The 14,493-nt window shown below is 58.0% G+C and carries 11 protein-coding genes; 1 reads left to right on the top strand and 10 read right to left on the bottom strand.

Annotated elements, in window-relative coordinates; translation table 11 throughout:
• Positions 1-23: 23 nt before the first annotated feature.
• The 8 genes from E4P32_RS08985 to E4P32_RS08950 form a co-directional block, all read right to left on the bottom strand.
• Complete coding sequence (locus E4P32_RS08985) at positions 24-1,241, bottom strand: M20 aminoacylase family protein (protein ID WP_116434507.1); 1,218 nt, start codon at positions 1,239-1,241, stop codon at positions 24-26.
• Positions 1,242-1,327: 86 nt separating this feature from the next.
• Positions 1,328-2,992 carry a methyl-accepting chemotaxis protein gene (locus tag E4P32_RS24350; RefSeq protein WP_116434508.1) on the bottom strand — a complete coding sequence of 555 codons (1,665 nt, stop codon included), beginning with the start codon at positions 2,990-2,992 and terminating at the stop codon, positions 1,328-1,330.
• A 31-nt stretch (positions 2,993-3,023) separates the two neighbouring features.
• Entirely contained in the window at positions 3,024-4,031 is a 1,008-nt protein-coding gene (locus E4P32_RS08975; protein WP_116434509.1) for an oligopeptide/dipeptide ABC transporter ATP-binding protein, read from the bottom strand.
• A gap of 23 nt (positions 4,032-4,054) precedes the next feature.
• Positions 4,055-5,056, bottom strand: coding sequence for an ABC transporter ATP-binding protein (locus tag E4P32_RS08970; RefSeq protein ID WP_116434510.1), 1,002 nt, complete (start codon positions 5,054-5,056; stop codon positions 4,055-4,057).
• Positions 5,057-5,061: 5 nt separating this feature from the next.
• Positions 5,062-5,970 (bottom strand): ABC transporter permease, encoded by a 909-nt coding sequence (locus E4P32_RS08965; protein WP_116434664.1) that lies wholly within the window; start codon positions 5,968-5,970, stop codon positions 5,062-5,064.
• Positions 5,971-5,983: 13 nt separating this feature from the next.
• A complete protein-coding gene (locus E4P32_RS08960; RefSeq protein ID WP_116434663.1) occupies positions 5,984-6,958 on the bottom strand; it encodes an ABC transporter permease in 975 nt (324 codons plus the stop codon).
• A gap of 152 nt (positions 6,959-7,110) precedes the next feature.
• On the bottom strand, positions 7,111-8,709 hold the full coding sequence (locus tag E4P32_RS08955; protein WP_199525630.1) for an ABC transporter substrate-binding protein: 1,599 nt from the start codon (positions 8,707-8,709) through the stop codon (positions 7,111-7,113).
• A 501-nt stretch (positions 8,710-9,210) separates the two neighbouring features.
• Positions 9,211-10,122 carry a LysR family transcriptional regulator gene (locus E4P32_RS08950; protein WP_116434665.1) on the bottom strand — a complete coding sequence of 304 codons (912 nt, stop codon included), beginning with the start codon at positions 10,120-10,122 and terminating at the stop codon, positions 9,211-9,213.
• Between the two features lie 128 nt (positions 10,123-10,250).
• On the opposite strand from E4P32_RS08950, the gene lhgO reads away from it, so the two are divergent.
• Positions 10,251-11,459 (top strand): L-2-hydroxyglutarate oxidase, encoded by a 1,209-nt coding sequence (gene lhgO, locus E4P32_RS08945; RefSeq protein ID WP_116434666.1) that lies wholly within the window; start codon positions 10,251-10,253, stop codon positions 11,457-11,459.
• A 795-nt stretch (positions 11,460-12,254) separates the two neighbouring features.
• Here the strand turns inward: lhgO and E4P32_RS08940 are convergent.
• Together E4P32_RS08940 and E4P32_RS08935 are read right to left on the bottom strand one after the other, a co-directional pair.
• Entirely contained in the window at positions 12,255-13,433 is a 1,179-nt protein-coding gene (locus E4P32_RS08940; protein ID WP_116434512.1) for an FAD-binding oxidoreductase, read from the bottom strand.
• Positions 13,434-13,455: 22 nt separating this feature from the next.
• Positions 13,456-14,343: an amino acid ABC transporter substrate-binding protein gene (locus E4P32_RS08935; protein WP_233526659.1), complete on the bottom strand. Its 888-nt coding sequence runs from the start codon at positions 14,341-14,343 to the stop codon at positions 13,456-13,458.
• Positions 14,344-14,493 lie beyond the last annotated feature (150 nt).

The following is a 14,493-nucleotide window of genomic DNA, read 5'->3' as shown; positions in this document are numbered from 1 at the left end:
CTGCACCCGGGGCGGTCTTCCCCTTACGTGCCGGTGGCGTCCCGTGTCGGGTCGAGGAAACGTTCTGCCAGTCGCGCCCAGAAGGCAGCGCCCACCGGCAGATTGGCGTCATTGAAATCATAACCGGGATTGTGCACCATGCACGCGTCTTCCTCTGAAGTGCCGCCGTTGCCGATGCGCAAGAAGCAACCGGGACGTTCCTGCAGCATGTAGGCAAAGTCTTCGCTGCCCATCAGCAGGTCCGAATGCGGAGTGACCTTGCCATCCCCCACCAGTTCGCGCGCCACCTCGATGGCAAATGCGGTTTCATCCGGCGTGTTGACCACCATCGGATAGCCGTTCACGTACTCTACCTCGGCCGTGGCGCCGTAGCTGGCCGCGTGCGCATGCACCAGGTCAACGATACGGTGACGTATCTTGTCGCGCACGGTGGCGTTGAAAGTGCGCACACTCAGCTCCAGGCGCGCACTGTCGGGAATCACGTTGCTGGCAATGCCGGCCTTGAACACGCTCACCGTCACCACCACCGGCTCCTGCGGCGCCATGTTGCGCGAGACCACGGTTTGCAGCGCCATCACAATGCTGGATCCGACCATGATCGGATCGACCGCCAGGTGCGGCCGCGAAGCATGGCCGCCTTTGCCCTTGATATCGATGAATACCTTGTCGCTGGCCGACATGAAACCGCCGCTGCGAAACCGAAACGTCCCCGCCGGGGCGCCCGGATGATTGTGCACGCCGAACACGGCGTCGCAGGGAAAGCGCTCAAACAAGCCGTCGCGGATCATGGCGCGCGCGCCGCTGTCGATGCCGTGTTCTTCGGCCGGCTGGAAATACAGTTGCACCGTACCCGAAAAATTGCGCGTGGTCGCCAGATACCTGGCAGCGCCCAGTAACATCGTGGTGTGGCCGTCATGGCCGCAGGCGTGCATCTTGCCGTGCGTTTTGCTGGCGTACGGCAGGCCGGTGGCTTCGAGGATGGGCAAGGCATCCATGTCGGCGCGGATGCCGATGCTGCGCTTGCCGTCACCGACCTTCAAGGTGCCCACCACTCCGGTGCGGCCCACGCCGGTAGTCACCTGATAGCCGTATTCGCCGAGCTTGCGCGCCACCAGCGCAGCCGTCTCGACCTCTTCATAGGCAAGTTCCGGATGTGCGTGGATGTGATGGCGCAAGCCGCGCAATCCCTCGGTAGCAAATTCGAGGTCGCTGATTTCGCAAAAGCGCTTGGTGTCGGTCATGGCGTGTCTGTCGTCCTGTCTTGATGTAAAAATGTTCGCGATAAAAATGACGCCCGCTGCCCGGTCCGGGCCCGGCGTCGTGAAATTCAGTACTGCTCAAATTCCTCGCCCAGTCCTGCCGGCAACGGTCGTGGCAAGGACCGTGGCAAAGGTCGCGCCAAGAGCGGCGCCGGCCGGGAAATCGGCGCGACCGCCGGGGCCGCTGCTTCGCCCAGCTTGAACGCCGCCACCGCGCCGGCCAGGCGCGTTGCCTGCAGGCTCATGCTTTCGGCCGAGGCGGCGGCGTGCTCCACCAGGGCGGCGTTTTGCTGGGTCATCTGGTCCATACGCGCAATGGCGCTGTTGACTTCAACAATACCCTTGCTCTGCTCGCGCCCGGCATGCGCAATGTCGGCCATGACGCTGGTAACGCGTTGCACCGAACTGACGATTTCATCCATCGCCATGCCGCTTTTCTCGACCAGCACCGCACCGGCGTCCACCTTGCCGACCGAGTCCGCGATCAGCACCTTGATTTCCTTGGCGGCACTGGCCGAGCGTGCCGCCAGGCTGCGTACCTCCGACGCCACGACCGCAAACCCGCGGCCCTGCTCGCCAGCGCGCGCCGCTTCCACCGCCGCATTGAGCGCGAGGATATTGGTCTGGAAGGCAATGCCATCGATGACACCGATGATGTCGACGATACGACGCGAACTTTCCTTGATCGACCCCATGGTCGAGACTACCTGCGCCACAATCTCGCCACCGCTGCCGGCGTGCTGCGAGGCTGCGTCCACCAGTTCACTGGCGACGCCGGTGTTCTCGGCATTGAGCCGCACGGCAGAGGTCAGCGCTTCCATCGAGGCCGCGGTTTCTTGCAGCGATGCTGCCTGCGTCTCGGTACGGATCGACAGGTCGGCATTGCCGGCCGCAATTTCACCCGACGAAATCCGGATGGTGACGCTGGCCTCGCGCACCTCACCGACCATCTTCAGCAGGCTGGCGTTCATGTCCGCCAGCGCATCGAGCAACTGACAGATTTCATCGCTGCCGGTCATCTTCTCGCTGAGCTCCAATTCTCCCGCCGCCACCCGCCGCGCCACCGTGACGGCAGCCTTCAGCGGCACGGTGATGCTGCGCGTGATGACCAGCGCCGACAGGCCGCCGACAGCCAGCGACACCAGCCCGACGATGATGGAGAAATAAATGATCGAGCCCGAATCTGCCGTCACCGTCTGCAGGCTGCTGCGCGATACCGCCTGTTGCGCCTCGACCAGCCGGTCGATTTCCACCATCGATTGCTGCGTGAGCGGATCGATCTGTTCGGCGATCAGCTTGGCCGCGCCTTCACCGTTGAACGAATGCGCATCGGCCATGGCTTCTTTCATTGGCTCGGCCATGCGACCTTGCAAGACATCGAGGCGCACGACGGCGTCGCTGTCCGCTTTGGCCAAGCCGCTGGCGAGCAACTTGTCGCGTCCTTCGCGGTAACGGCGCTGGGCGACGTTGTAGCGGTCTTCTTCGGTTTGCATGGCGCTCAGGTCGGTCTGCAAGCCGATGTTGCGCATGGAGATGCCCGCCTGCAGCAAGGCCGTGCGCATGTTCGAGGCCAGCAGCACGCGTGCATTGGCGGTGGCCAGGTCATTGTTGAGGCGACTGCTGTTGCCGGCGCTGATGACGGCCACGATCGCGATCTGCACAATCAGGATCAGCAACAACAGGCCGAATCCGATTCCCAAACGGGTACCGATACGTACATTACCTAGTTTCATGGCCGCTCCTGACGCAAGAAGGTGGAATTGATCAATCGTTGAGATGACAGGCTGAGGCATGCGTGGCCGAGATCTGCCGCAGCTCCGGCCGCTCGGTGCGGCAGCGCGCCATCGCGAACGGACAGCGCGGATGGAAGTGGCAGCCCGGAGGTGGATTGAGCGGCGACGGCAATTCGCCTTTCATCGGACTGAATTCACGCGGCGTGGTGCTGATGCGCGGCACTTCGTTGAGCAGCGCCTGGGTGTAGGGATGATGGGGCTGTGCAAACAATTCGACGGTCGGCGCAATCTCGACGATACGTCCCAGGTACATGATCGCTACGCGGTCTGAAATATGTTCCACCACGCCCAGGTCATGGCTGATGAACAGGTAGGTCAGGTTGAACTCTTCTCGCAGGCGCATGAACAGGTTGATGACCTGCGCCTGGATCGACACGTCCAGCGCCGCCACCGATTCGTCACAGACCAGGAATTCAGGCTGCACCGCCAGTGCCCGCGCGATGCCGATACGCTGGCGCTGGCCACCCGAAAATTGATGCGGATAGCGCAACTGATAGGTCGGGTCCAGTCCCACGCGCAGCATCACGTCGTCGACATAGTCTTCCAAAGCGGCCGGCTTCACCAGCCCATGCGCCAACGGCGCCTCGCCAATGATGTCGCGCACGCGCATGCGCGGATTGAGCGAAGCCATGGGATCCTGGAAAATCATCTGGATCGCCAGGCTCTGGCGTTTGCGTCCGGCCGCGTCTAGTTGACCGACCGGCGTACCCTTCCACTGCATGTCGCCGCTACTCTGGGTGTGGATGCCTGCCACCACCCGCCCCAACGTGGACTTGCCGCAGCCCGACTCGCCCACCAGGCCGAGCACCTCGCCTTTGGCGATCTGCAGCGACACGTCATCCACTGCATGCACCGACGGCGGCGGCGACTTGCCGCTGAGTCTGGCGATCAGTGCGCCGGCCAGGTCGCGCTTGGTAGTGAAGCGTTTGGAAATGTGGTCAAGCCGGATCAGGCTGTCCGACGTCGTCAATGTGCTCATTGGGTTCTCCCTCTGACTGATGCTCATACGTGCACCTCTTCGGCATGGAAACAACGCACCATGTGCTCGACACCTGCTGTGCGCGACAGGTCGCGTGCCGCAGGGATGCGCTCACACTCTGCGCTGGCGCGCTCGCAGCGCGGCCGGAAAGCACAACCGGTGGGCAGGTTTTCCGCCGACGGCGCCATCCCGGGAATCTGGTACAGCGGCTGGCCACGCGGGTTGTTGCTCGGTATCGATTTCATCAAGCCGATGGTGTAAGGATGACGCGGCGCAGCCATGACATCGGCAATCGGGCCGCTCTCGACGATGCGCCCGGCATACATCACCGCGATCTTGTCGGCCAGCCCCGATACCAGCGACAGGTCGTGGGTGATCCAGATCAGCGCCGTACCCGATTCGCGGCACAGCTTTTTTACCTCATACAGAATTTGCGCCTGCACCGTCACGTCGAGCGCCGTGGTCGGCTCATCGGCAATGATCAGTTCGGGCTTGTTGAGGATCGCGGTTGCGATCGCCACGCGCTGACGCATGCCGCCCGAGAATTGATGCGGATATGACTTCAGGCGTTCGTCGGGCGCTGCAATACCGACCCGGTTCAGCGCTTCGCGCGCGATCCCGTGCGCCTGCTCGCTGCTCATGCGCGCATGTGAATGCAGCGCTTCGCGCATCTGGGTGTCGACCCGTAGCACCGGGTTGAGACTGGTGGCGGGATCCTGGAAGATCATCGCAATGCGGTCGCCGCGCAGTGCTCGCAAACGCTCTTCTGGCAGGTTGACCAGATCGAGGGCGCCGCTGTTTTTGCTGTAGAACTTGATGGAGCCGCCGGCGATGCGCCCCGGCGCTTCCAGCAAACCCATGATGGAGTAGCCGGTCACGCTCTTGCCCGAACCCGACTCGCCCACCAGACCCAGAATCTCGCCGCGCTTGAGCGTGAGGTCGACGCCGTTGACCGAACGAATGATGCCGGAACGGGTGTCGAACCAGGTTTGCAGGTCGCGCACTTCCAATAAGATATCGCTCATGAGATTCACTTTTGCAGACGAGGATTGAGGACATCGCGCAATTGATCGCCGACCAGATTGACGGCCACGATCAACAGCACCAGCACCACACCGGGGTAAAAACAGATCCAGTATTCGCCCGACAGCATGTACGAATAGCCGTTGGCGATCAGCCGTCCGAGCGAAGGCTCGGTGATCGGCGCACCGACGCCAAGGAAGGCCAATGTGGCTTCCAGCGAAATGGCGGTGGCGATGTTCATGGTCGCCACCACGATCAGCGGCGGCACGCAGTTGGGCAGCAAATGGCGCAACAGGATGCGACGGCTGGACAAACCCAGGCTGCGCGCCGCCTCGATGTATTCACGATTCTTTTCGATCAGCGCGGCGCTGCGCACGGTGCGTGCGTAGTAGGCCCACTGCACCGCAATCAGCGCGACGATCACCTTGTCAAGACCGGTACCCAGCACCGCCAGCAGCACCAGCGCGATCAGCATGGCCGGGAACGACAGTTGCAGGTCGACGATACGCATGATCAGGCCATCGACCCAACCGCCGAAATAGGCCGCCACCAGGCCGAACAGGGTACCGATCGCCAGCGCCACGCCGGTGCTGACAAAACCGACCATCAGGCTGATACGCAAGCCGTAGACGATGCCGCTGTAGATATCGCGACCCTGGTCATCGCTGCCGAGCCAGAAATGAAAAGTCTGGTCGTCGGGTCGCGCGCCTGGCGGCAAGTGACTGTTCATCACATTGAGCTGGTTCAGGTCGTAGGGATTTTGCGGCGTCACCAGCGGCGCGAACAGCGCCGCCAGGATCAGCAACGCCAGCACGACGAGACCGGCCATGGCCACCTTGCTGTGCGCAAAATCAATGGCGATACGCTTGAGCATCGATGCCCTGGGACGCGCTTTCTTGGACAATTCAGTTTGCATTGCGATTTCCATTTCAGGCCTTGCCTCCCATGCGAATGCGCGGATCGAGCAGTGAATACACCAGATCAACTGCCAAGTTGATCAAGGAAAACATCACCACCACGATCAGCAGGTAGGCCACCACCACCGGCCGGTCCAGTCGCAGAATGCTGTCGATCAGCAGCTTGCCCATGCCGGGCCAGGCAAATACGGTTTCGGTCACCACCGCGAAGGCGATCAGCGAACCGAATTCGAGGCCGACCACGGTCACGATGGGGATGGCAATATTTTTCAGCACATGCAGAAAGATGATCCGCGATGGCTTGACACCCTTGGCGCGCGCAAATTTGATGTAATCGTTCTGCATCACTTCACGCGTGCCGGCGCGGCTCAGGCGGATGATCAGCGCGGTTTTGTAGAGTGACAACGTGAGCGCCGGCAAGAACAGATGGCGCAGGCCGTCGAGCGTAAGAAAGCTCACCGGCACGCCCAGCAGCAAGCTGGTTTCACCCCGGCCGCCGGCCGGCAACCAGCCCAGCAACACGCCGAAACTGAGTACCAGCATCAGGCCTATCCAGAAACCCGGCAGCGAAAAGCCGAGGATCGATACCGACATGATCACGCGGCTGATGTTGCCCGCGGGCCGCAGGCCGGCCAGCATGCCCAGCGGCAGTCCGACGATGACGGCAATCACCAGCGCCAGCACCGCCACTTCCAGCGTGGCCGGCATGCGCTGCAGGATCAACTGGATGGCCGGCACGTTTTGCACGAAGGAATTGCCGAGGTCGCCGTGCAGCGCATTGTTCAGGAAGCGGAAAAACTGCAGATAGAGCGGCAAGTTCAGCCCCAGGCTTTGACGCACCGCGTCGCGGGTCGCATCGTCGGCCGACGGGTCGACCAGGATTTCGATCGGGTCGCCGATCGTATACAGACCCAGGAACAGGATCAGTGACATCACGAACATCGCCATCAGAGACGGGATCAGACGCCGGATCAAAAAAGTAATCATGCTGGCTTCTTCATGCTGGTTGGTAAAATGCGGGAGCAATCAGGATGTTCAGGCAACACGGCGCCCTGCCCGGCCACATCGCGTGGCCGGACTGATTCACATTGCTTGCCGTGTTGGTACGGTTACAGATGCTGCCCGTCGGGCAGCCTGCTTCACTTGGGCGTTACATCTTCGGCCTTCGTGAATTCATCGGCGCGCGCCTTGTAGTTCAGGCTCGATTTCATGGCCCAGGGCGTCACTTCATAGTGCAGCGGAATCACCGCCATCAACTCCATCGAGCGCTTGCTGGCTTGCGCCAACAGTGTGCGGCGCTGGTTGTCATCGACCGTCTCCATGGCTTTTTCAAGCGTGCTGTCGAGGGTGGCATCGGAGAACTTGCCGTAGTTGGAGCTACCCCAGCCGCGAGTCTTGTTGATGGTGGCGACCAGACCACGCAGCGGCGACGACATTTCGCCGGTCTGCGCCCCCCAACCGAACAGGTAGATGCCGAAGTCATGCTTGGCGCGGCGCGACAGGAAACTGCTAGCGGTCATCGCGTCGACACCGGTCTTGATGCCGACTTTGGCGAACATCTGCGCCACCGCTTGGGCCACTTGCGCATCGTTGATGTAGCGATCGTTGGGGGTAGCCAGCGTAATCTCAAAGCCGTCCGGATAACCGGCTTCGGCCAACAACTTCTTGGCTTCCGCCACATTCGTCGCCAACACCGGCAAAGAGGTGTCGGTACCGAAGAATTCCTTGCTCATCAATTGTTGCGCCGGCTTGGCGAAGCCCCCCATGATGCGGTCCACGATCGCACGCCGGTCGATTGCCATCGACAGCGCCTTGCGCACTCGCACGTCCTTGAAAGGATTCTTGCCATCGGCGGTCTTCACGCCCGGCGGCGCCTTGTCGCTGCTCTGATCCATCACCAGGAACACGGTGCGGGTCGAGACCGCGCCTTCGATCCTGAAGCGGCTGTCGGCCTTGATGCGTGGAATATCTTGCGTAGTCGGGCGTTCGATGAAATCGACGTCGCCTGCCAGCAACGCCGCCACCCGCGAACCCGGATTGGTGATCGGACGCATGACGACCTGATCCCAGGTCGGCTTCTTGCCCCAGTACGCGTCGTTGCGCTTGAGCACGATACGATCACCCTTGACGAATTGCCCGAACTTGAACGGGCCGGTGCCGATGGAGGCCTTGCCGCTGTTGAAGTCGGCGGTCGACGGCCACTTGTGGGAAATTTTGCAACCGGACTCCGAGAAATGCACTTTCTCGCCGTCGATGATGCTGTCAGAAATGATGCCGATGCTGGATATCTCGTTGGGCAGCAGTGGATAAGGCTCGACGGTCTTGATGATCACGGTGTAGGGGTCCGGAGCTTCCATCTCCTTGATCGCCTTGGTGTAAAGCGTGAACGGCGAAGGACTGTTGGGCACGGTCGGCACGCGACAGAAAGTAAACAACACGTCATTGGCGTCGAAGGCGGTGCCGTCGTGGAACTTGACGTTCTTGCGCAGCTTGAATTCCCAAGTAGTCGGATTGATCGCGCGGTAGGATTCTGCCAGCCCCGGATGCATCGAAAAATCGGGGTTCTTCATCACTAGCGGCTCGTAGATATGATTCGCCAGCGAGATGTTGGGCGTGAACAGATGGTAGTGCGGATCCATCGCGGTGGGCTCGGCGGCCAGGCCGATTTTCAGTTCGGCAGCCTGTACCGGCGCAGCACCCAAAGCCGCAGCGAGCAAGCCGGCACAGGCGGCTGGCATGGCAAGACGTTTAAAACGTGTAAGACCTAAAGCATTCATCGACTCTCTCCCCAACTATCATCAAGTGGCTATCAGCTTTGCAAACTGTCCGGCTAGACTTATTTTCTATAAGTTGAGGCAAGTATATGCAGGCAGTCGCCACTCTCAAATTACTGAATTGGCATGGTTGATATACCTTTTTGATATACACAAAGTGCCCCAAAAGAGGGCCCAAAAACAGGGCGAACCAGGCTGGCAAAAGGATTACGCCGGACAATGTCGCAGATGCGAATTAATGTCAAAACAGTGACAGGGCAGCAGTGCTATACCTCACGGCTACTGCGATTTTCACCTCGGACCGGCCTGCAAAAAAACATGAGCATACTGATTTTCGGTATAGCCGGGAACAGAACAGCACGATGCCCGGGTGCAATACGCGTGACTCGCCGCACCAAAAAAGTCAGTAGGATGGCTGCCGTGCAGCAGCGCGTCATTCTCCAATTCGAGACAGACGCCAGCAAATTACGCAAGCAATCCTGGCAATCGTACCTCCGCTGAAAAATCTGCCGACCCGGCGACCAGCGTGCGCATTTTGTCCAGCAGCGGACGCGAGTCACCGCGGCGCCAGTGAAACGCATAGGTCAGGGGCGCGAGTTGCAGCTTGCCCTCGGGCATGGCGAGGGCCTTTTGCCGTGTCAGCGTGGCCGCCCATCCTTGCGGCAACATCCCCACCCCTACGCCCGCCACGATCATGCCTGCAATCGCGCCCCAGTTGTTGCAACTGATGCGTTCGGTCGCCGCGATGTGATTGCTCAACAGCCAGTCGTCGAGGAGCCGGGTAGTACCGGCGGAGGCCGGCAGGGCAATCAACGGCAAGCCCTGGCGCATCAGATCCGTGATGAGCACGCCCGACCGGCACAGCGAGCGCGCTGCTACCCAGGCAAAGCGCGCTTGTGCGATGGGATCTGCCAGCAGTGCCTGGCGCGAAGAGCGGCCGGCGATGATGGCAAAGTCCAGCTCGCCGTTGTCGACGCGTTCTTCCAGCACGGCGCCAACGTCAACGTAAGGTTCCAGCACCAGGCCGGGATGCTGCACGCGTGCCTGCGCGATGAAGTTAGGCAGCCAGGTGAGCGCGCTCAATTCACCGACGCCGAAGCGACAGCGCCCCACCAAGCCAAGGTCCGCATTGAAGGAATTGCGAATCGCCGCCGCTGAATCCAGCAGGCCGAGTGCGCGCGGCATCAGTTGCTGTCCAGCATCTGTCAATTCAGCCCGATAGCCGCTACGGTCAAACAACACCACGTCCAGCGATTGCTCGAGTTCGGTGATGCGTTTGGAGAGTGAAGAGATCGACACGTGCACGCGTTGCGCAGCGATGGCGAAGTTGGCGCAGGTCGCCGCCCAATAAAAGGCTTCCAGCTGTTTCAAGGTCATGACGCACAACATGTTCTATTTATGGAAAATTGATTGTAGCAATAATTTCTCTTTTAATTAAACAGACGTTCTTTAGAATCGGGCGCTCAGGCCTCGTGCCCGGCAGCCTTCCATCAGAGAATCCATTCATGAAAAAAATACGCTACGCCGTCATCGGTGGAGGCATCAACGGCCTGGCCGTGGCGCGACAACTACTCCTCGACAACCCGGATGCCGCCGTGACCCTGTTTGAAAAGGAAGCTGCCGTCGCCCAACATCAATCGCGTCACAATTCAGGCGTGGTCCATGCAGGCCTCTACTATGAGCCGGGCGGCCTGAAGGCGACTTTGTGCCGCCGCGGGGTCGCGTTGATGGAGGCGTATTGCCTTCAAAACGAGCTTCCTTACGATAAGTGCGGCAAAGTGGTGGTGGCGCTGGAAAAAGAAGAGCTACCACGCCTGGATGCCATTCACAAGAAGGCGGTCGCCAACGGCGTTCAGGACGTGCGTCTGATCAGCGCACCTGAACTCCGTGAGATCGAGCCTAATTGCGTCGGTCTGCGCGCCTTGCATTCCCCCCACACTGCAATTGTCAGCTACGGCGAGATTGCGCAACATATCGCCAAAGACATCATCGAAAAGGGCGCGTCGATTTGCCTGAACGCTCCAGTGCGTCGACTGCAGGAGCTCCATAGCGAGGTTTTCGTTGAGCTTGAAAATGGTGAGATTCATCCGCACGGCTTCGACCATGCCGTCGCCTGTGCCGGCTTGCAGTCGGACCGATTGGCATACAACTCCGGCGACCTGGAAACACCCAAGATCGTGCCGTTTTTTGGGCAATACTACGTAATTGATGAGGCTTACAAATCGCATGTCAAAGGCTTGATCTATCCTGTTCCTGATCCGCGCTTTCCGTTTCTAGGCGTGCACTTCACCAAACGCATCGATGGGCAGATGACCATTGGACCCAACGCCTTCATTTCGCTAGGACGAGAAAACTACTCTGGAGAGCGCTTTAGCTTGCGCGATATTGCCGACTATCTCAGCTATCCGGGATTCTGGAAATTTGCGTCGCGCAATGTCCCCGCGGCTTTGCGAGAGCTCAAGACCGTGGCCAGCAGCAGCACCTTCGTGCTTGAAGCAGCAAAGTACGTCCCCTCTCTGGCCAACGTCGGAGTAACCCCTGCCGCGCGGGGCATCCGCGCGCAAGCGATGGAACACAATGGGTCCTTGGTGGACGACTTCGTCATTCGCCGCAAAGGCCGCATTACCCACATCCGTAACGCACCGTCTCCCGGCGCGACTTCCTCGTTCGCCATTGCCGAATACATCGTACGCAACCTGGAGGGGCAATTCTGATACAAAAAATAGCACGCCAGCTGACAGCATATTCCGGCCGAGTTGGTCACACAGTTCAAAAAAATGGACATCACATGTTCATGGTCGGCGACATTCTGCAGTCCCTTCTAGCAACGAACCCACGCAGCACAAAAACTCAAAATACTCCTATGCAGGAGCAATAAAGTAGGACCGCGAACCTTAGCCGATGTTTCCGCCCTGCGGGTTTTCCTCGCCCTTCGAGGAAAAGCCTGTGAAATAGTCAGTTCGATCGCCCTAATTAGCTTGCTGAGAACGCAACAGCCATCAAAAATTGTGACTTATAGAGTGATTCACCCTAGTCTCCCGCTGCACGACCAACTTTATTTCCTGCACCCCTCGTTTAGCCACATATAAAGTTATAGTCCGACCAACTTTAACCGTTAAAGCAATGCTTTTAAAATCATATACTTAACATCGACGTTATCGACCAACTTTATTCATTGCAGTCAGCTGACTACTTTTGCGACCGTAAAACAGATACGTTAGCGGCCGCTTTGTGGAAGGGTTAGCCGGAGAGCTCCCACTCCGCCGGAAAGCCTTATGCACAAAGGCTGCTAATGTTTTTGATATGCGCTACTCCGGCTCTCAAAAATACGCCAAAAATACCTCGCTCTATCGCGTCCATTTAGATTCCACGTCAGCCTATCAGGAGGACGAAGCGCGCCTAATCAAACAAAAAAGCCTGATTCAGTATTCCTGAATCAGGCTGCAGTTGTGGACTTACGTCCACCGGATAGACACCGACGCTTTCCAGGAGGCGGTGAACTAATCCGATTACAAAATCCCAAGCTCTGGATAAGGCTTGTTTTGTTCGACACGCTCATAACCCAAAGCAGTCATGTCAATAGTTTGGAACCGTCCGTGGACGATAAGCTCGGCGATACCGCGCCCGGCAGCCGGCGCATGCATCATGCCATGACCAGAAAAGCCCGCGACTGTATGCAGATTAGGCAAACGTGAGTTCCACGAACCAATCACCGCATTTCCATCAAGCTCGTTGACTTCATACAGCCCCGACCAAGTGCGATGGCATTTGGCCCCTTCAAATGCTGGAAAACGATGTGCAACAGCGGGCCAGACCACATTTTCGAAATAGTCGTGGTCGACATCGAAATTAAAGCCGCGCGTCACAGAGCCATCGACCAGGCCGCCGGAGAAGCCGTTGCCTTCAGAGCGGAATGCCAGGCGAGCGACATCCTTGACGTAAGGCAGATGTTCCACCGGCGTTGCAGGAGTGAAGTAATGCTCGAAGCGTCTCACCGGAGAGATTGGCAAATTCATGCCAAAGAGCTCTGCGACTTGTCCAGACCATGCACCGGTAGCATTGACGAAGTGAGTAGCGTTAATGACTTGCCCATCGTCGAGAGTAACGGACTTCGCCTGGTTGAGAGTGACCTGAGCGCCGGCCACTTTTCCATCGATGAATTTTGCCCCCAGTTCTACCGCCTTGCGACGGAATCCCCAAAGCAGGCCATTCGGGTCGCACCAACCGTCTTCTGGGGTATGAGCGCCACCGCCGAGGTCATCCACATACATCGAAGGAAACTTCTCCTTCAACTCGCTTGGAGACAACAGGTCGACTACACAGCCCTGCGATTTTTGGAATGCGACGTTTCGTTCCAGGGCTTGGAGATTCTCTGGCGGAACGATAAAGAGATACCCACCTTGTACCCAATCGACTGGCGCGGGTCGGCCATTTGCCGTCATGGTTTTTTCAAAGTTCTTGATGAAATCAATGCTAAACAATGACATGGCGATATTTTCTTTCCCGGTGAATTGCACACGGCAGCCACCGGACGAGCGGAGTGCCGAGGCGAATTCGTATGTCGAATCGGGTTCGATAACGCAAATCGAGAGGGATGGGTCTTCTTTTAGCAAAAAATAGGCGGTGCTAGAACCAATGATGCCTCCGCCGATGATTGCAACGTCAAAATTTTGAGCTGTAGTAGTCATGATGAACTCGGTCTTAGGTTGATTACTTCTTCAAAACATACGCTGCTGGGTCGCCAGAATCTGTTGGATTCTTAATCACAGCTTGCAACTCAGCGCTCATAGGAACGTTGAGATTCACACCCTTTGGAGGAATTGGTGTTTGGAACCATTTACTGTACAGACGGGACATTTCGCCGTTCTTCATCATTTCGATAAAGACGTCATCGACCACCTTCTTGAACGCTGGGTCATGCTTGGGTTCAATAATGCCATACGGCTCAACCGACAAAGCTTCGCTGCCAATCATGAAATCAGCAGGATTCTTTGAAGTAGCGGCTAACGATGCCAACAGGATATCGTCCATGACAAAGGCTGACGCCCGGCCGGTCTCAACCATCAGAAAGGCTTCTGCATGGTCACGAGCGGAAAGGACGTTCATACCCAGCCCACGTTCGGTATTGAGCGTAGCAATTTGCTTCAGGTTTGTTGTGCCGGCTGTCGAAACGACATTTTTTCCCTTCAGGTCATCAAGAGTCTTAATGTTCGATGACTTCTTCGCCAAGATGCGATTGGCGGTAATGAAGGTCGTGGGAGCAAAAGAAACTTGCTTCTGCCTGTCGATGTTATTGGAAGTGGACCCGCATTCAAGGTCAATCGTCCCGTTAGCGATGAGCGGCAACCGGGTTGACGATGTCACAGGCACCATCTTGATGTTAAGGGAAGTCAATGCCAACTTCTTTTGAATCGATTTGGCCGCGCGCATGCAAATGTCAATTGCATAGCCTTGGTATGACTGCTTATCGTCAAGATACGAGAACGGGATGGAGGAGTCGCGGACACCCAATGTCAGTGTTCCGGATTCCTTAATCTTTTTCAGTATGCCGGTCTCTTGAGACAAAGCTGGTACCGAAACAACCGCGAGTGCTGCCAAGAAAAATTTGAGCGCTTTCAAGATATTTCTCCTTCTGAGTTAAACGTAAGCCTTTGAGGAAAATTCCTCCATTACCACCACTTTTGATAACTGCACGTACTACAAAAATGTATGTATCCACCTTTGGATACATATATAGACAAAACTTTG

It is taken from the genome of Herbaspirillum sp. 3R11, assembly GCF_004563925.1.
GTDB lineage: Bacteria > Pseudomonadota > Gammaproteobacteria > Burkholderiales > Burkholderiaceae_D > Herbaspirillum.
Note: the sequence above shows the minus strand (reverse complement) of the source record. Positions and strands in the feature narration are given on the sequence as shown.

Coding starts and splice junctions, on each gene's coding strand:
- E4P32_RS08985 (WP_116434507.1), bottom strand. CDS start 1,241: ATGACCGACACCAAGCGCTTTTGCGAAATCAGCGACCTCGAATTTGCT.
- E4P32_RS24350 (WP_116434508.1), bottom strand. CDS start 2,992: ATGAAACTAGGTAATGTACGTATCGGTACCCGTTTGGGAATCGGATTC.
- E4P32_RS08975 (WP_116434509.1), bottom strand. CDS start 4,031: ATGAGCACATTGACGACGTCGGACAGCCTGATCCGGCTTGACCACATT.
- E4P32_RS08970 (WP_116434510.1), bottom strand. CDS start 5,056: ATGAGCGATATCTTATTGGAAGTGCGCGACCTGCAAACCTGGTTCGAC.
- E4P32_RS08965 (WP_116434664.1), bottom strand. CDS start 5,970: ATGCAAACTGAATTGTCCAAGAAAGCGCGTCCCAGGGCATCGATGCTC.
- E4P32_RS08960 (WP_116434663.1), bottom strand. CDS start 6,958: ATGATTACTTTTTTGATCCGGCGTCTGATCCCGTCTCTGATGGCGATG.
- E4P32_RS08955 (WP_199525630.1), bottom strand. CDS start 8,709: ATGCCAGCCGCCTGTGCCGGCTTGCTCGCTGCGGCTTTGGGTGCTGCG.
- E4P32_RS08950 (WP_116434665.1), bottom strand. CDS start 10,122: ATGACCTTGAAACAGCTGGAAGCCTTTTATTGGGCGGCGACCTGCGCC.
- lhgO (WP_116434666.1), top strand. CDS start 10,251: ATGAAAAAAATACGCTACGCCGTCATCGGTGGAGGCATCAACGGCCTG.
- E4P32_RS08940 (WP_116434512.1), bottom strand. CDS start 13,433: ATGACTACTACAGCTCAAAATTTTGACGTTGCAATCATCGGCGGAGGC.